General features: G+C 71.8%; 18 protein-coding genes and 1 riboswitch. Of the genes, 5 read left to right on the top strand and 13 right to left on the bottom strand.

Annotated elements, in window-relative coordinates:
• Window positions 1-10: 10 nt before the first annotated feature.
• The 3 genes from ACZ6Z8_RS08885 (at window position 11) to ACZ6Z8_RS08875 (ending at window position 4,523) form a co-directional block, all read left to right on the top strand.
• Window positions 11-1,285, top strand: a complete 1,275-nt coding sequence (locus ACZ6Z8_RS08885) for an extracellular solute-binding protein (RefSeq protein WP_465608411.1) — start codon at window positions 11-13, stop codon at window positions 1,283-1,285.
• Window positions 1,286-1,511: 226 nt separating this feature from the next.
• A complete protein-coding gene (locus ACZ6Z8_RS08880; RefSeq protein WP_465607672.1) occupies window positions 1,512-2,570 on the top strand; it encodes an SIS domain-containing protein in 1,059 nt (352 codons plus the stop codon).
• Between the two features lie 432 nt (window positions 2,571-3,002).
• Window positions 3,003-4,523, top strand: a complete 1,521-nt coding sequence (locus ACZ6Z8_RS08875) for a sensor histidine kinase (RefSeq protein WP_465607670.1) — start codon at window positions 3,003-3,005, stop codon at window positions 4,521-4,523.
• A gap of 483 nt (window positions 4,524-5,006) precedes the next feature.
• On the opposite strand, the gene ACZ6Z8_RS08870 is transcribed toward ACZ6Z8_RS08875, so the two are convergent.
• On the bottom strand, window positions 5,007-5,258 hold the full coding sequence (locus ACZ6Z8_RS08870; protein WP_014138019.1) for a WhiB family transcriptional regulator: 252 nt from the start codon (window positions 5,256-5,258) through the stop codon (window positions 5,007-5,009).
• A gap of 371 nt (window positions 5,259-5,629) precedes the next feature.
• Window positions 5,630-6,601 (bottom strand): diacylglycerol/lipid kinase family protein, encoded by a 972-nt coding sequence (locus ACZ6Z8_RS08865; protein WP_465607669.1) that lies wholly within the window; start codon window positions 6,599-6,601, stop codon window positions 5,630-5,632.
• Window positions 6,602-6,651: 50 nt separating this feature from the next.
• Here ACZ6Z8_RS08865 and ACZ6Z8_RS08860 point away from each other — a divergent pair, with 50 nt between their 5' ends.
• Complete coding sequence (locus ACZ6Z8_RS08860) at window positions 6,652-7,068, top strand: hypothetical protein (protein ID WP_465607667.1); 417 nt, start codon at window positions 6,652-6,654, stop codon at window positions 7,066-7,068.
• 92 nt (window positions 7,069-7,160) lie between these two features.
• On the opposite strand, the gene ACZ6Z8_RS08855 is transcribed toward ACZ6Z8_RS08860, so the two are convergent.
• The 8 genes from ACZ6Z8_RS08855 to sodN form a co-directional block, all read right to left on the bottom strand.
• Window positions 7,161-8,153 carry an RNA polymerase sigma factor SigF gene (locus tag ACZ6Z8_RS08855; protein ID WP_465607666.1) on the bottom strand — a complete coding sequence of 331 codons (993 nt, stop codon included), beginning with the start codon at window positions 8,151-8,153 and terminating at the stop codon, window positions 7,161-7,163.
• Window positions 8,154-8,306: 153 nt separating this feature from the next.
• Window positions 8,307-8,717 (bottom strand): ATP-binding protein, encoded by a 411-nt coding sequence (locus tag ACZ6Z8_RS08850; RefSeq protein WP_402818683.1) that lies wholly within the window; start codon window positions 8,715-8,717, stop codon window positions 8,307-8,309.
• Between the two features lie 179 nt (window positions 8,718-8,896).
• Window positions 8,897-9,373, bottom strand: a complete 477-nt coding sequence (locus ACZ6Z8_RS08845) for a GNAT family N-acetyltransferase (RefSeq protein ID WP_465607665.1) — start codon at window positions 9,371-9,373, stop codon at window positions 8,897-8,899.
• Between the two features lie 9 nt (window positions 9,374-9,382).
• Complete coding sequence (locus ACZ6Z8_RS08840) at window positions 9,383-9,766, bottom strand: nuclear transport factor 2 family protein (RefSeq protein WP_402818689.1); 384 nt, start codon at window positions 9,764-9,766, stop codon at window positions 9,383-9,385.
• 104 nt (window positions 9,767-9,870) lie between these two features.
• Window positions 9,871-10,863, bottom strand: coding sequence for an ABC transporter substrate-binding protein (locus ACZ6Z8_RS08835; RefSeq protein WP_465607662.1), 993 nt, complete (start codon window positions 10,861-10,863; stop codon window positions 9,871-9,873).
• 9 nt (window positions 10,864-10,872) lie between these two features.
• Window positions 10,873-11,730, bottom strand: a complete 858-nt coding sequence (locus tag ACZ6Z8_RS08830) for an ABC transporter ATP-binding protein (RefSeq protein WP_465607660.1) — start codon at window positions 11,728-11,730, stop codon at window positions 10,873-10,875.
• Window positions 11,727-12,779 carry a FecCD family ABC transporter permease gene (locus ACZ6Z8_RS08825; protein WP_465607659.1) on the bottom strand — a complete coding sequence of 351 codons (1,053 nt, stop codon included), beginning with the start codon at window positions 12,777-12,779 and terminating at the stop codon, window positions 11,727-11,729. The genes ACZ6Z8_RS08830 and ACZ6Z8_RS08825 overlap by 4 nt, the downstream gene beginning before the upstream one ends.
• Before the next feature lie 121 nt (window positions 12,780-12,900).
• A riboswitch (cobalamin riboswitch) is annotated at window positions 12,901-13,028 on the bottom strand.
• A gap of 81 nt (window positions 13,029-13,109) precedes the next feature.
• Window positions 13,110-13,505: a superoxide dismutase, Ni gene (gene sodN / locus ACZ6Z8_RS08820; protein ID WP_030057980.1), complete on the bottom strand. Its 396-nt coding sequence runs from the start codon at window positions 13,503-13,505 to the stop codon at window positions 13,110-13,112.
• A gap of 257 nt (window positions 13,506-13,762) precedes the next feature.
• Here sodN and sodX point away from each other — a divergent pair, with 257 nt between their 5' ends.
• Complete coding sequence (gene sodX, locus ACZ6Z8_RS08815) at window positions 13,763-14,125, top strand: nickel-type superoxide dismutase maturation protease (RefSeq protein ID WP_465608409.1); 363 nt, start codon at window positions 13,763-13,765, stop codon at window positions 14,123-14,125.
• A 4-nt stretch (window positions 14,126-14,129) separates the two neighbouring features.
• Here the strand turns inward: sodX and ACZ6Z8_RS08810 are convergent, their stop codons facing one another.
• From ACZ6Z8_RS08810 to ACZ6Z8_RS08800, 3 genes are all read right to left on the bottom strand, one after another.
• Window positions 14,130-14,717 (bottom strand): CGNR zinc finger domain-containing protein, encoded by a 588-nt coding sequence (locus ACZ6Z8_RS08810; RefSeq protein ID WP_402818700.1) that lies wholly within the window; start codon window positions 14,715-14,717, stop codon window positions 14,130-14,132.
• Window positions 14,718-14,834: 117 nt separating this feature from the next.
• The gene (locus ACZ6Z8_RS08805) at window positions 14,835-15,635 is read right to left on the bottom strand and encodes an amino acid ABC transporter ATP-binding protein (RefSeq protein ID WP_465607657.1); all 801 of its coding nucleotides are present in this window, start codon (window positions 15,633-15,635) and stop codon (window positions 14,835-14,837) included.
• Window positions 15,632-16,606: an amino acid ABC transporter permease gene (locus tag ACZ6Z8_RS08800; RefSeq protein WP_465607655.1), complete on the bottom strand. Its 975-nt coding sequence runs from the start codon at window positions 16,604-16,606 to the stop codon at window positions 15,632-15,634. Before ACZ6Z8_RS08800 ends, ACZ6Z8_RS08805 begins: the two co-directional genes overlap by 4 nt.
• Window positions 16,607-16,641: the final 35 nt, after the last annotated feature.

The raw sequence follows: 16,641 nt of genomic DNA, 5'->3' as shown, positions 1-16,641 counted from the left end.
ATTCGGAATCATGGCCCTGGCGGCCGGGCTGACGGCCTGCTCCTCGTCCGGATCACCCTCGGGTGGCGGCAGCGCGGCCGCGGACCCGAAGGCCGCCACCGGCACCGTGACCGTCTGGCTGATGGACGACGCCCAGAAGAACTGGCCCGACCTGGTCCAGCGGGTCAACGACGAGTTCGCGGCCAAGTACCCGCGCGTCAGCCTCAAGCTGGCGTACCAGGGCTGGGCCGACAAGGTCGGCAAGCTCGACAAGGCCCTCGCCGACGGCAGCGCCCCCGACGTGGTCGAGCTCGGCAACACCGAGACGATGAAGTACGTGCTCTCCGGTGCGCTGGCCCCGGTGGACCGCACCACCTTCGACAACTCCGACAGCTGGATCAAGGCGCTCGCCAACACCTGCGCCTATCAGGACAAGCTGTGGTGCGTCCCGTACTACGCCGGCGCCCGGGTCGCCATCTACAACTCCTCCGCCTTCCAGCAGGCCACCGGCAGCGCCGAGTTCCCCAGGACCGAGGGCGACCTGCTGACCGTCCTGGACAAGATCTCCGACAGGAACCGGAACGACCGGACCTTCTCCCCGCTCTACCTGCCCGGCCCGTACTGGTACGCCGCGATGAGCTACGTGGCCGCGTACGGCGGCAGCATCGCCAAGTTCGACAGCTCCGGCAACTGGCACGGCACCCTGCACGACGCCAAGTCCCAGCAGGGCATCAGCCACTTCGTCGACCTCGTCCGCAAGTACAACAAGGGCGACCTGACGCAGAACGAGCAGAACCAGTACGAGGCGATGGCCCGCGGGCACGCCGCGTCCTTCTACGGCAACGGCTTCGAGGCGGCGAGCGTCACCGCGCCGGTCACCGGCGACCCGGGCCTCAAGGACGCCGTCAAGGTGGCCACCATGCCCGGCCCGGACGGCAAGCCGCTGCCGACCTTCATCGGCGGCTCCGACCTCGCCGTCACCGCCAAGTCCCAGCAGGTGGCGCCGGCCACCGACTGGATCCGGATGTTCACCAGTTCCAGGTCCGAGCAGGCGCTCGCCGACAAGGACATCCTGCCGAACAACCTCACCCAGCTGAACCCGCTGAAGAGCAAGCCCACCACGGCCGCCGCGGCCAACGCCGTCCCGGACGCCTGGTTCACCCCGCTGGCACCCGGCTGGGGCGCGGTGGAGAAGCAGAAGATCATCCCCGACATGCTGACCGCGATCCTCAAGGGCAAGTCGGTGGACCAGGCCACCAAGGACGCCGACGCGGCGATCGACCGGCTGATCAACAACCCGTCCTGACCGGCCGGATCCGTACGCCGAGCGCCCCCGGCCGCCCCTCCGGCCGCCCCCCGGCCCTGCCCGGCGGGGCGGGGTGCGGGGCGCCGCGCAGGGGGTGCCGCGCCGGGGGCGCGCTCGTAGGATGGCCCGCGAAGAAGCGCAGCGAGTGTGCGGACTCGCCGCCGTGGAGGTCCCCGTCCGGCAACCCGCCCGGGCGGGGTCGACCCGTTCCATCGGAGGCATCCAGATGTCCGACCCGCACACCGGTTCCGTCCCCGGCCGGATCATGGCGGCGGAGATGGCCGAGCAGCCGGCCGTCCTCCGGCGCATCCTCGACGAGGGAGCGCCGAGGATCCGCGAGATCGCGGCCGGGATCGCCGCCCGCAGCCCCCGCTTCGTCCTGCTCACCGCGCGCGGCACGTCCGACAACGCGGCGCTCTACGCCAAGTACCTGGTCGAGATCCTGCTCGGCAAGCCGGCCGGCCTGACCTCGATGTCCACCACCACGGCGTACGGCGCCCGGCCGGACCTCACCGACGTCCTGGTGATCACCGTCAGCCAGTCCGGCGGCTCGCCGGACCTGGTGGCCTCCACCAAGGCCGCCCGCGAGGCCGGGGCGATCACCCTCGCCGTCACCAACAACCCCGACTCCCCGCTCGCCGAGGTCTCCGAGTTCCACATCGACGTGCTGGCCGGCCCGGAGAAGGCGCTGCCGGCCACCAAGACCTACACCGCCGAGCTGCTGGCGCTCTACCTGCTGGTCGAGGGCCTGCGCGGCGGGGACGGCTCGGCCGCCAAGGAGCTGCCGGGCCTGGCGGCCGGCGTGCTGGCCCGCCATGCCGAGGTGAGGGCGCTGGCCGAGCGCTACCGCTTCGCCCAGCGCCTGGTGATCACCTCGCGCGGCTACGGCTACCCGACCGCCCGGGAGGCGGCGCTGAAGCTGATGGAGACCACGTACATCCCGGCCACCCCGTTCTCCGGCGCGGACCTGCTGCACGGCCCGCTGGCCATGGTGGACAACGTCTCGCCGGTGATCGCGATCGTCCCGGACGGCAAGGGCGGCGAGGCGCTCCAGCCGGTGCTGGACCGGCTGCGCGGCCGTGGCGCGGACCTGGTGGTGATCGGGCAGCGGGCCCAGGTGGAGGCCGCCTCGGCGGGCTTCGCGCTGCCGGCCGGCGTGCCGGAGGAGGTGCAGCCGGTCCTGGAGATCCTGCCGCTGCAGCAGCTGGCCTACGAGGTCACCATCGCCCGGGGCCAGGACCCGGACGCTCCGCGCGCCCTGGCCAAGGTCACCGAGACCCACTGAGGCCCGCCCCGCCGGGGCTCGCGGCGCGAGCGGGCAGGCTCTCGTCCACAGGCTGTGGACGAGAGCCTGCCCGTTGAGCGGCGGAACGTGGTTCGGGGGGCCACCGAAACGGGCCGGAAAGCACTACGGGCCACGGCGCCGACACGGGACCCTCAACCCGTGCGGCACCGCAGCCCGGAGCTGTCGTCGGGCACCGGTGTCGATCGAGGACTGTGCGGGGTCCCCGACCGGTGGCGTCCGACCGAGGGGAAGCCGCGCGCGGTCAGGGCAGTTGCGCGGTCGGCCTCTCCTTGGTGCCCTCCCATTGTGGACTAGACCAATCCGGGTTGTCCAGGCCTCCTGGCAAATTGGTCTAAACAACCCCGGACAGTCGTCCCCCGCACCGCACGGTCCGCCGAGCCCGCCCCCGGCCGGCGGCGCTACGCTCGCCATGTGCCCTCGCTGAACGAACTCGTCCGCCGCCACACCACCCTGACCGGGGCCGACGTGGAATGGCTCCACATGCTGGTCTCGGAGTGGCAGCTGCTCTCCGACCTCTCCTTCGCCGACCTGGTGCTGTGGATCCCCACCTGGGACGGCATCCGCTACGTCTCGGTGGCGCAGATGCGGCCCAACACCGGACCCACCTCCTACCAGGACGACATGGTCGGCCACCTCGTCCCGCGCGGGCGCCGCCCGCTGCTGGACGCCGCCTTCGACGAGGGGCGGATCGTGCGCGAGGGCGACCCGGAGTGGCGCGAGGAGGTGCCGGTGCGGGTCGAGTCGATCCCGGTCCGGCGCGAGGGCAAGGTGCTCGGGGTGATCGCCCGCAACACCAACCTGCTGACCGTGCGCACCCCCAGCCGGCTGGAGCTCACCTACCTGCAGAGCGCCTCCGACCTGGCCCAGATGATCGCGGCCGGCAGCTTCCCGTTCCCGGGCGTGGAGCAGGCCGACATGGATGCCGCCCCCCGGGTCGGCGACGGCCTGATCCGCCTGGACGCGGACGGCATCGTCACCTACGCCAGCCCCAACGCCCTCTCCGCCTACCACCGGCTCGGCCTCACCTCCGACCTGGTCGGCAGCCACCTCGGCCGGGCCACCGCCGACCTCGCCCCGCCCTCCCGCTCGGCCGTCCACGAGGCGCTGGTGAAGCTCGCCAGCGGCTGGGCGCCCCGGCAGACCGAGGTGGAGGCGCAGGGCGGAGTGGTGACCCTGCGTGCGATCCCGCTCAAGCCCAAGGGGACCCTCACCGGCTCGCTGGTGCTCTGCCGGGACGTCACCGAGCTGCGTCGGCGCGACCGCGAGCTGATGACCAAGGACGCCACCATCCGGGAGATCCACCACCGGGTGAAGAACAACCTGCAGACCGTCGCCGCCCTGCTGCGGCTGCAGTCCCGCCGGATGGAGTCCGAGTCCGGCCGGGCCGCGCTGGACGAGGCGGTGCGCCGGGTCGGCTCGATCGCGATCGTGCACGAGACGCTCTCCCAGGCGCTGGACGAGCAGGTGGCCTTCGACGAGATCGCCGACCGGGTGCTGGCGATGGTGATGGAGCTGTCCCAGGACGGCCGGGTGGCGACCCGCCGCAGCGGCAGCTTCGGCATCCTCTCCGCCGAGGTGGCCACCCCGCTGTCGATGGTGCTGACCGAGCTGCTGCAGAACGCCCTGGAACACGCCTTCGGTCCGACGGCCTCCGGGAACCTGGAGGTGAGTGCGCTGCGCGGACGGGCCCCGGCGACCGGCATGGGCTGGTCGGACAGCTGGAACGGCGGCGCCCGGCCGGAGGAGTACCTGCTGATCACCGTGCAGGACGACGGCCGGGGCATGCCCGAGGGCTTCGACCCGAAGACGGCCGGCAACCTCGGGCTGCAGATCGTCCGGACGCTGGCCACCGGCGAGCTGGGCGGCACCTTCGACATGGTGGCCGGCCCCGAAGGCGGGACCAAGGTGATCCTGGAGATCCCGGTGCGTTGACGCGTTGCGGCGCACGGTCGGGGCGTGCGTTCGGCGGACGCGCCGGGTGCGCGCTCCGCGCGCCGGGGAGCGGGACGGGTGAGTGGAAGCGGGCGTGGAAACGGGGGTGCGGAACCCGGTGCACGGAACCCGGTGCACCGAACCCCGGGGGCGGAAACAGAAACGAGGCCCTGTCGACCGGGGGGGGGTGGGTCGACAGGGCCTCTCAACCCGTTCCGGCCGTCGGGGGGAGTCGGCCGGAACGGGGGCTCTGGGTGGTGCGACACCTGACATGTGCGTTGCACACGGTGAGCGTCACAGCTCCACAATATTGCTCTAAGTGAACAGTATCAAGTGGCTGGACGGTCCTGTGTCGCGGGACCTCGCCGGGCAAGGCCCTTGCTGCGGAAGGCTTCACCAGGAGGTGCAGGGAAGCCTTTGATCATGTGTTGATCGGTACGGCGGTTACTGCTGGTGCTACGGCGTGTGATCAGACGCTGCTGATCAGGCGGTGCGGGCGCGGTTGCGGGCGGCACGGCGCTTCATCGCGCGACGCTCGTCCTCGCTCATACCGCCCCAGACGCCGGCGTCCTGGCCGGTCTCCAGAGCCCACTGGAGGCACTGCTCCATCACCGGACAGCGGCGGCACACGGCCTTGGCTTCCTCGATCTGCAGCAGAGCAGGACCGGTGTTCCCGATCGGGAAGAACAGCTCCGGGTCCTCTTCGCGGCAGACAGCGCGGTGGCGCCAGTCCATGGTCGTCCAACTCCTCCTGCCGCGGGGGGTGGCCCGATCGGCATAATCGAATGTGGCTTGTGAATGTGAACGCTTTCACGAATCCCACAACAGCAAAAGAGACCAAAGGCCCGCTGGGCCCGGGTGGTCTGCGCTAGGGGGGATTCGGCGATTCGAGGGACACTCCGCGGTCGGCGCTCCTGTGGTTCCGGAGTTGCCGTCGCTGCGATGTGTCCCGATCGCCATGTAGAGGTTCGCAAACCTCGGGCTCGGATACAACCCCCTTCGGCGAGGAATTTTTGATTCTTCGGTGTCGCCTAGCTCACAGCCAGTACTTCTATGGAGTGAAGGGGGCTTGTGCGTTCGAGAAGAAGGGCGAACCCCCCTTCCAGTCACACAATCACACGCAGTGCCCGCCGTACGCCTGTGAAACTGACGCGCCTCCGGTCTCCAAGATGGTCCCCGTCGACCTGAAACGGCACGGGTTCCTGGGAAACCAAGGTGAAGTGTCTGACGTCGTGATAGGAGACGACGTGCTTTCCGGACGGGCCGGCGGGCGGGGCGCCGTCGCTCGAAGGCGTGTGCGACCGCAGGATCTGACGGATCGTTCGAGCAGTACCGAACGCCGTCATCCGGGTGACGCCGAAGACGTCCAGATCCGTGTCGAAGGAGGCGAGGGGCGAGGGGTAGACCGGGCGGTTGCCGAGGAACGTCCACGGCGAGGTGTTGCTGACTATGGCCAGCACCAGGCCCGGAACGGCTCCGTGGCCCGGGAGTTCGAGGGTGACGGGGCCCGAGCGGCGCTGCTCACGCTGGGTGAAGTAGTGCCGGAGGGCCTGCCCGACGTACAGGGCGTGGGTGGACCTGCGGCCGGCCCGGCGCTGCTCCTCGACCCGGCCGACCACCCCGGCGTCGAAGCCGAGGCCGGCGGTGAAGGTGAACCAGCGGTCCGGCAGGCCCTCGGTCATCGCCTTGCCCAGCCCGATCGGCCGCTCGTGCCCCTGCTCCAGCGCGTTCAGCAGGGCGCCGGTGGCCTCCACCGGGTCGTTGGGCAGGCCCAGCGCGCGGGCGAAGACGTTGGTCGAACCGCCCGGCACCACGGCCAGTCGCGGGACCCTCTCACCCGGGCCGTGGGCCAGCAGCCCGTTCACCACCTCGTTGACGGTGCCGTCACCGCCCAGCGCCACCACCAGGTCCACCGTGCCGTCCGCCGCCGCCTCCCGGGCCAGGTCGCGCGCGTGGCCCCGGTACTGCGTCTCGGCGACGTCCAGCTTGAGGTCGCTGCGCAGGGCGTGGATCAGTACGTCCCTGGTCCGGCCACTGGTGGTGGTGGCCTTGTGGTTCACGACCAGGAGAGCGCGCATGGGGAAAGCCTACGGGGCGGTACGGACCGGCCGGCGGCTACCCTGCTGGAGTGACCGCAGAAACCTCCGCCCCCGCACCCGCTCGCCCGGTTTCGCTCACCCTGGGCGCCGCCATCACCGCTCTGGAGGGCGCCGCGCTGGCCGTCGTCGGCGTCTCGGACATGGTGTCCGCACTGTCGGGCCAGGCCAAGCAGCTCGCCCTGAACGAGTTCGGAGGCCTGGTCATCGTGCTGCTCGGGGTGCTGCCGGTGCTGGCCGCCCGGGCGCTGCTCAAGGAGCGCCGCTGGGGCCGCAGTCCGGCGGTGCTGACCAACTCGATCTGCCTGCCGGTCGCTTACTACATGGTCCAGAGCGGCGGCGCGATGATCGCGGTCGGCGTGCTGGTCGGCCTGCTCGGCCTGGTGGGTATCGGCGCGCTGCTCAACCCGAAGTCCACGGCCGCCCTTTACGCCCCTCGGGAGGGCTGAGCGCGGGGCCGCAGGGAGGCCCCGGAGCGCTCCGGACAGCCGGACGGCCGCCACAGCGGGAGCTGGGCGGCCGTCGGTGTTCCCGCTCGGGGTCACTCCTCCACGAGGAGCTTGTCCCGCAGCTGGGCCAGGGTGCGCGCCAGCAGCCGGGAGACGTGCATCTGGGAGATCCCCACCTCGGCGGCGATCTGCGACTGGGTCATGTTCCGGAAGAACCGCAGCACCAGGATCTTCTGCTCGCGGGGCGGCAGTTGGGCCAGCAGCGGCTTGAGCGACTCGCGGTACTCGACGCCCTCCAGGGCCTCGTCGGTGGCGCCCAGGGTGTCCGCCACGGCCGGCGACTCGTCGTCGCTGTCCGGCACGTCCAGGGACAGCGTGGAGTACGCGTTGGCGGACTCCAGGCCCTCCAGGACGTCCTCCTCGGAGATGCCCAGGTGCTCGGCCAGCTCGTGCACCGTAGGGGAGCGGCCGTGCCGCTGGGAGAGCTCGCTGGTCGCCGTGGTGAGCGACAGCCGCAGCTCCTGCAGGCGGCGCGGGACGCGGACCGCCCAGCCCTTGTCGCGGAAGTGCCGCTTGATCTCGCCGACGATGGTCGGCGTCGCGTAGGTGGAGAACTCGACCCCGCGCTCGTGGTCGAAGCGGTCCACCGACTTGATCAGCCCGATGGTGGCGACCTGGGTCAGGTCGTCCAGCGGCTCGCCCCGGTTGCGGAACCGCCGGGCGAGGTGCTCGACCAGCGGGATGTGCATCCGCACCAGCTGGTTGCGCAGCTCGACGCGCTCCGGGGAGCCCTCGGGCAGCGCGGACAGCCGGACGAACAGCGCGCGGGCGGCTTCCCGGTCCGGGGCGCCGGTGCGGTGCGAGCCCTGGGCGGGCACGGCGCCGTGCAACTCCGCGGCCTCCTCCGCCGGTTCCGGCGGAGGAGCGGAGGCGGGCGTCGGCTCGGACGTCGGCTCGGTCGGGTGGCTCATCCGGTGGGCGTCCTTCGGGTGCGCTTCGTCGTTGGCGGCGAGGCCGGAAACGCTCGCCTGGGTCGGTACGGCAGGTCCCGCCGTCGCGAGGCCGGTACGGTCCAGATCACTCACGGCCATTCCCCCGTTCCGTTCCGGGAGCACCGGGGCCGTCGGCCCCGGAATCGTCTCGTTGGTCGTACCGCCCCGGGGGCGGTACCGGGAGCCGCCCGCCGGGCCCCGGAGGGGGGCGGCGGACGGCCCTTGCAGGGTGCTGCTCGGTGCCCGTCAGTGGGCGGGGGACCCGCCGCGCTTCTTGTGCAGGCTGATCGTCACGGTGTTGTCCTCCGCGACCGAGGAGTCCACCTCGCCGGCCAGCGCGGAGAGCACCGTCCAGGCGAAGGTGTCGCGCTCGGGCGCCTTGCCGTCCGTGGTCGGAGCGGCGACGGTCACCTTCAACGAGTCGCCGACCAGCCGGAACTCGCAGGACAGCACGGAGCCCGGCACCGCCTGCTGGAGCAGGATGGCGCAGGCCTCGTCGACCGCGATCCGCAGGTCCTCGATCTCGTCGAGGGTGAAGTCCAACCGGGCCGCGAGCCCGGCCGTCGCTGTTCGCAGCACGGAGAGATAGGCCCCCGCCGCGGGCAGCCGGACCTCCACGAAGTCCTGAACTCCGAGATCGCTGTCGATCTGGGACACCCTTGCCTCCTGGGTGACGCGCTGTGCTTGCTTGGTACCCCCGGGGGGGCGTCCTCCGCACCCGGTGCGGGAGTTACTCATGGTAAGGCATTACCACGCAGGGTGGCAGGGCCTTTGCCGGTCTCCGTTGCCCGGTGCCCGTACTGCGTCGCCCGTGCTCCAGCCCGTGCTCCGGCCGTTCAACGGCTGCCGACGGCCCGGAGTGCCTCGTCGGTGAGACGGTAGACGGTCCAGTCGTCCATCGGCACCGCGCCGAGCGACTTGTAGAAGTCGATCGAGGGCTGGTTCCAGTCGAGCACCGCCCACTCCACCCGCGCGTAGCCGCGCTCCACGGCGATCCGCGCCAGCTCCAGCAGCAGCGCCTTGCCGTGGCCGTCGCCGCGGGCCGCCGGGCGGACGTACAGGTCCTCCAGGTAGATCCCGTGGGTGCCGCGCCAGGTCGAGAAGTTGAGGAACCAGACCGCGAAGCCGACCGGCTCGCCGGTGGCGTCGTCCTCGGCGATCAGGCCGAACAGCGCCGGGGTGGCGCCGAACAGCGCCTCGCGCAGCTGCTCCTCGGTGGCCACCGCCTCCTGCGGGGCCTTCTCGTACTCCGCCAGTTCGCGGATCATGGCCAGGACGACGGGAACGTCGGTGACGACGGCGGTGCGGATCATGCCGCGAGCCTACTGCTCCGGCCCCGTCTCGTCCCAGGCCTGGACGGAGGTCTGGTCGACGATCCGGCCGTCCCGCAGATCGGCCATCGACGCCATGAGCACCCGCACCCCGTCCGGGTAGCGGCAGGACTCCAGGAAGGCGACGTGGTCGCCCTGGACCACCACCTGTTCGAGCTTGTGGGTCATCTCGCGGCCGTAGACGTCGTCCAGCATGGCGCCGATCTCGTCCCGCCCGTGCATCACCAGGGGGTGGCTGGGCTGGGTCTTGCGGTCGACCACGCGCAGCTCGGCGTCCTCGGCGTACAGCGCCAGCAGGGCCTCGGCGTCGCGGCGCTCGATGCCCTCGCGCAGCGCTCGGGTGTCGAAGGCGGCGGGGGCCGCCATGGTGCTCATGGTCTCGCTCCTCCGGTCGGGTTCCCTCGGCTTCGCACCTTCGAGCGTACGCCCGACCGGAGGCTCCGACCGGAGGCTTCGAACGGGGGCTGCGGGCGGGCCGGTCAGCGGGCCGGGACGGTGCGCAGGAAGTCGGCCAGGGTGCTGATCGCGGCCGGGTTGCGCGGGCTCTCGACCAGGTCGACGTAGTCCATGACGACGATCCGGTCGTTCCTGATCGCGGAGACGTTCGCCAGCGGCGGGAAGGACTTGAGGAAGGCCCGCTTCTCCTCGGCGCTCGGGATCGCGTAGCTGTTGATCACGATCACCTCGGGATCGCGCCGCACCACGCTCTCCCAGCCGGCGGTCACCCAGGTGTCCGCGAGGTCGCCCATGACGTTGGTGCCGCCGGCCCTGGCGATGATCGCGTTCGCGGCGGCGAACTTCCCGGCGGTGTACGGCTTGTCCTGCCCGCTGTCGTAGAGGAAGACGGACGGGCGGCGCTCGGGCTGCGGGACGGCGGCGATCCTCGCCCTCGACTCGGCGATCAGGGCGTCGGCGCGGTCCTTGACGTCGAAGATCTCGCCGAGGTTGGCCAGGTCGGTGTAGAGCGCGTCCAGCGGGTCCATCACCCCGCGCTCGCTCCCCGTGCCGCTGCGGCAGGACTCACTGAGCACGTAGGAGTCGATGCCCAGGGCCTCGAACGCCTGCGGGGTGACGCCGCTGCCCTCGTCGAAGCCGTAGTGCCAGCCGGCGAACACCAGATCGGCCCGGGCGTCCAGGGCGATCTCCTTGGTGAGCACCTTCTTGGAGAGCCAGGTGGTCCGCTGGTAGCCGTCCTTCCAGGGGACCTGGTCGACCCGGCCCTTGTCGTCGGGCATCACGTAGCCGGCCATCCGGTCGGCGAGGCCGAGCGAGAGCATCAGTTCGGTGATGTTGACGTCGTTGGTCACCACCCGGGCGGGCTTCCGCGGGAAGGTGTGCCGCTCGCCGCAGTTCGTCACGGTCACCGGGTAGTGGGCGGAGGCGGCGTCGGCCTCCTTCGGGGCGATCTCGGCGCCGCAGGCGGTCAGTCCGAGGGTGAGCAGGACGGCGGGGGCAACGGCCTTGGTACGCACGGGGGTTCCTCAGGGGGTTCGGGGGAGGCGGTCGAACAGCAGCTGGAGGGTGCCGGTCACGGGGTGGCGGACCGGGGTGGCCCGGACGCCGAACACCTCGGCCAGCAGGGCGGGTCGGAGCACCTCGGCGGGCGGTCCGGCGGCGACGATCCGTCCGGCCTCCAGCACGTACAGCCGGTCGCAGTGGCCCGCCGCCAGGTTGAGGTCGTGCAGTGCGGTGAGCACCGTGGGGCCGGCCTCGCGGGCGAGTGCCAGCACCTCCAACTGGTGGGCGACGTCCAGGTGGTTGGTGGGCTCGTCCAGCACCAGCAGACGCGGCTCCTGGACCAGTGCGCGGGCGAACAGCACCCGCTGCTTCTCGCCCCCGGAGAGGTTCAGGAAGCCGCGTCCGGCGAGGTGTTCGGCCCTGACCCTGCGCAGGGCGGCGGTGCAGCGCTCGTGGTCCTCGGCGCTCGGACCGCCCGGGCCGCGCCGGTGCGGCAGCCGGCCCATCGCGACCACCTCGGCCACGGTGAAGTCGAACTCGGCGGTGTGCTCCTGGGTCAGTGCGGCGACCCGGGTGGCCGCCCGGCGGGCGGTGAGCGCGTGCAGGTCGTCGCCGGCCAGCCGGACAACGCCGCCGGCCGGCCGCAGCACCCGGTAGACGCAGCGCAGCAGGGTCGACTTGCCGCTGCCGTTCGGGCCGATCAGCCCGACCATCTGGCCGGCGGCGGCCGCCAGGCTCACCTCGTGCACCAGCCGGGCACCGGCCAGCTCCACCGAGACGCCGTCGACGGAGAGTTCCTCGGCCGCCGCCACCCCGGTGGTCCCGGTCCCGGCGGTCACGGTCACCCCGGAGGGCCCGGGCGTCCCGGAGGGCCCGGTCATCGCCCGCCCCCGAGGGCCTGGCCGCGCCGGCGCATCATCAGCAGGAAGGCGGGCACCCCGAGCACCGCGGTGAACACCCCGACGGGCAGTTCGGCGGGCGCCAGCAGGGTGCGCGAGCTGATGTCCACCCAGACCAGCAGCAGGGCCCCGGCGAGCGGCGCGACCACCAGCACCCGGCGGTGCCCGGCGCCGACCAGCATCCGGGCCAGGTGCGGCACCAGCAGTCCGACGAAGCCGATCGCCCCGCTGACCGCGACCACGGTGCCGGTGACGGCGGCGGTCACCGCGAAGAGCTCCCGGCGCAGCCGGTCCGGGTCCACCCCGAGCGAGGCGGAGGTCTCGTCGCCCATGGCGAGTGCGTCCAACCGCCCGGCGACGCAGGTCAGATGGGCCAGCCCGGCCAGGACGGTGGCGGCGGCGATCGGCACCGAGCCCCAGGTGGCGCCGCCGAGGCTGCCGAGCAGCCACATCATGGCGTCCCGGGCGGCCTCGGCGTGGTCGGCGGAGAAGACCATCAGGGTGGTGGCGGCCGAGAAGCCGTAGGAGAGGGCGGTGCCGGTGAGCACCAGCCGCAGCGGGGTGAGCCCGTACGCGGTGCGGGCGGCGAGGTAGACCAGTGCCATGGCGGCCAGCGCGGAGCCGAACGCGGAGACGGAGATCGCCCACACCCCGAGCGAGGCGAAGGCGCCGAACAGCAGCACGGCGTTGGCGCCGACGGCCGCGCCGGAGGAGATGCCGAGTACGAAGGGGTCGGCGAGGGCGTTGCGCACCAGCGCCTGGACGGCGACCCCGGTGGCGGCCAGTCCGGCCCCGACCACGGCGGCCAGCAGGGTGCGCGGCAGCCGGATCTCCCAGACGATCGCGTACCCGGCCGCCTCGTCCGCGTCCAGCCGCCCGCCCGTCAGTCCGGCGCCCAACAGGCGCAGCACCTGGGGCAGTTCGATCCCGGAGGTGCCGAACGCGACCCCGCAGAGCAGGGAGAGCAGCAGGGCGACGGCCAGGCCGAGGGCGAGCGGGACGGTCGGTAGTCGGCGAACGGGGTCACTCACGTGCGGTCGCGCCTTGCCTCGGGCCGCGGGTGTGCCGGGGCGGGCGCCGGCCGGGGGCGTGCCCGGGCGCCTTCCCCTCGCAGTCCACGGCGAGTTGTCGGGAGTTCAGCGGCCGGGGGCGATCGGGCTGGCGCGACCCGGGGGCTCCGGGCCGTGCTCACCGTTGCGGGTCAGCGCCGGATTCGCACCGGACTTCCCCCTCGGACGCCCTGGCAGCATAACAGTCACTCACGCCGAGCAGTCCTTACCGGGGGTGGGATCGCACGTGAACGCACGACCGCCCCCGTCCGACGGAGCGGACGGGGGCGGTCGGCTGGCGACGCGTCAGGCTCAGGCCTGCTTGGTCTCCCAGAAGATCTTGTCGACCTCGGCGATCAGGTCCAGCAGCGCCTGGCCGGTGGCCGGGTCGGTGGACGCCTTGGCGGCCGAGGCGGCCTTCAGGGTGTCGTTGATCAGCTTGTGCAGCTGCGGGTACTTCTCGAAGTGCGGGGCCTTGAAGTAGTCGCTCCACAGCACCGAGATGTGGTGCTTGACGGCCTCGGCGCGCTGCTCCTTGATGATGATGGCGCGGGCGCGGAAGTGCGGGTCCTCGTTGGCCTGGTACTTCTCCTGGGTGGCCTTGACCGACTCGGCCTCCAGCTTGGCCTGCGCCGGGTCGTACACACCGCACGGCAGGTCGCAGTGGGCGTGGGCGGTGGCACGCGGTGCAAACAGACGAGAGAACATGGGAGTCCTTCCTTAGATCGTCTTCCCGCGCCCGAGACTACCCTTCCGGCCTCCGGGTTTCGCGGCCGGGCGGTGGGCCTAGGGCAAAAGGCGGACCCGTAACCGGGGTAATCCGGACATCGAACGGACGGCGGTCCGTACGGCAGACTGGGGCCGGGCGGTCGGGAGGAGGAGTCGTGGCGCGGAGCACGGAACCGCAGGGCGGCGCGGGCGGCGGCGTGGTGCCGTTCGGGCTGGTCGACGTGGCGGGCCCGTCGATGGTGCCGACCCTGCGCGAGGGCGACCAGCTGCTGGTCCGCTACGGAGCGCCGATCCGGCCCGGTGCGGTGGTGCTGTTCCGGCACCCCTTCCAGCAGGACCTGCTGGTGGTGAAGCGGGCCGTCGAGCGCCGCCCGAAGGGCTGGTGGCTGCTGTCCGACAACCGCCCGGTGGACAGCGACAGCCGCAGCTACGGTCCGGTCCCGGACGAGCTGGTGCTCGGCCGGGTGCTGCTGCGGCTGCGCCCGAGCCCGGCCTGGCTGGCGCCGGGCCGGAGGCTGGAGCGGCTGCTGCTCGGCCCCCGGCTGTTCCGGCTGCCGGGCCTGGCCCGCCGCCTCGGCGTGTGGGTCGAAGAGGTCTGACCTCTCAGTTCCCCGGGTGCAGGGCGGCCTCGGCCTCCTGCCGCTTGCGGGCCCGGTACGCGGCGACGTTGGCGCGGGTGGCGCAGCGGTCGGAGCAGTAGCGGCGGGAGCGGTTGGTCGAGGTGTCCAGGTAGGCATTGCGGCACGGCGCGGCCTGGCAGATGCCGAGCCGGTCGGCGCCCAGCTCGGTGAGGTGGACGGCCAGGCCCATGCAGGCGACGGCGCTGAAGTGCGCGGTGGCGGTGGGCGAGTTGTCGGCCAGGTGCAGGTGCCAGCGCGGCCGGCCGGCGTCGTCCAGGTAGTCGTGCCCGGAGACCAGCGGGCTGACGGGGTACTCCATCAGCAGGCTGTTCAGCAGGTCGACGGCCCGGACCTCGTCGCCCTCGGCGGCGGCCTCGAAGACCCCGCGCAGCCTGGTCCGCACCGCCCGCAGCCGGGGCACGTCGGACTCGTCGGCCAGCGCGGCGGCCCGGGCGGAGTCGGAGAACAGGGCGCGCACCGCGTCCACCGAGGTCAGCGAGTCGGTGCCGCGCTCGGGTTCCTCGGTGTTCACCAGCCGAACGGCGAGATCGGCGTACGAGGCGAGCTCCACGGCGGTCCTTCCAGGGGGGTTAGCGGTAACGGGCTGACTGCTTCAAGCCTATTACCCGGCTGCGGAAAACGGCGGCGCCCGGCAGGAAGTCGCCTGCCGGGCGCCGACCGTACGGGCTCAGAGCACCTTGGAGAGGAAGGCCCTGGTGCGCTCGTGCTGGGGGTTGGTGAGCACCTCGCGGGGGTTGCCGGACTCGACCACCACACCGCCGTCCATGAACACCAGCGCGTCGCCGACCTCGCGGGCGAAGCCCATCTCGTGGGTGACGACGATCATCGTCATCCCCTCCTCGGCCAGGCCGCGCATGACGTCCAGCACCTCGCCGACCAGCTCGGGGTCGAGCGCCGAGGTCGGCTCGTCGAACAGCATCAGCTTGGGCTTCATGGCCAGCGCGCGGGCGATCGCCACGCGCTGCTGCTGGCCGCCGGAGAGCTGCGAGGGGTAGTTCCCCGCCTTGTCGGCGAGGCCGACCCGCTCCAGCAGGGCCATCCCGCGCTCCCGGGCCTCGGCCTTGTTCTCGCCCTTGACCTGGACCGGCGCCTCTATGACGTTCTCCAGGGCGGTCATGTGGGGGAACAGGTTGAAGTGCTGGAACACCATGCCGATGTCCCGGCGCTTCTGGGCGACCTCGCGGTCCTTCAGCTCGTGCAGCCGGCCGCCCTTCATCCGGTAGCCGACGAGTTCGCCGTCGACCGAGAGGAAGCCGCCGTTGATCTTCTCCAGGTGGTTGATGCACCGCAGGAAGGTCGACTTGCCGGACCCGGAGGGGCCGACCAGGACGAACACCTCGCCCTTCCTGACCTCCAGGTCGATGCCCTTGAGCACCTCCACCAGGCCGTAGGACTTGCGCACGCCCTGGGCCTCGACCATCGGGACCGCCGCGGCGTCCACCGCCTGCGGCTTCGTCAGATCGGTCATACGTGGCCACCTCCTTCGAGGCCGGGCACCACGTCGTCCTTGGCCGGCGGGACGGGCCTGCCGGCGAACAGGCGGCGCAGTCGCTGCAGCGGCGTGGGCGGGAGCACCCGGTTGGCGCCGCGGGCGTAGTGGCGCTCGATGTAGTACTGGACCACGGTGAGGATCGAGGTCATCAGCAGGTACCAGATGCTGACGACGAGCAGCAGCGGGATGGTCTGGAACGTGCGGGAGTAGATGTTCTGGCCGGCCCGGAGCAGCTCCTCCAGGGAGATCGCCGAGACCAGCGAGGTGGTCTTCAGCATCGAGATGGTCTCGTTGCCGGTCGGCGGGATGATCACCCGCATCGCCTGCGGCAGGATGATCCGCCGCATGGTGTTGAACTGGCTCATGCCCAGGGCGTGCGCGGCCTCGGTCTGGCCGAGCGGCACGGACTGGATGCCGCCGCGGACGATCTCCGCCATGTACGCGGCCTCGTTGAGGCCGAGGCCCAGCAGGGCGGCGACGAACAGCGGGATCGCCTGGTTCGTCGGCTCGGACCAGAAGGCCGGGCCGAACGGGATGCCGATCGAGATGTTGGCCCACAGGGTGCCCAGGAAGTTCCAGAACAGCAGCTGGACCAGGACCGGGGTGCCGCGGAAGACCCAGATGTAGAACCAGGCCGTGCTGGAGAGCACCGGGTTGGGCGACAGGCGCATGATCGCGAGCGTGATGCCGCCCGCGACGCCGATCAGCATGGAGAGGAAGGTCAGTTCGAGCGTGACGCCGAGGCCGTGCAGGATCGTGGAATCGAAGAGGTACGTGCCGACGACGTCCCACTGGAACTGGGGATTCGTGGTGAGGGCGTGGATCAGCATCGCCGCGAGGACCGCGACGGCTGCTGCCCCCACCCAGCGTCCGGGGTGGCGGACCGGGACGGCCTTGAGGGTTTCGGGCCGTCCCGGGTGCACCGACCCCTGGTCGGAAGAATTCACTGTGTGGCCTCAGGGGTTGTGTTCAGACAGCGGGA

The organism is Kitasatospora sp. NPDC101108 (assembly GCF_055584725.1).
The sequence above is the reverse complement of the archived record's forward strand: the minus strand, read 5'-3'. Positions and strand labels throughout refer to the sequence as shown.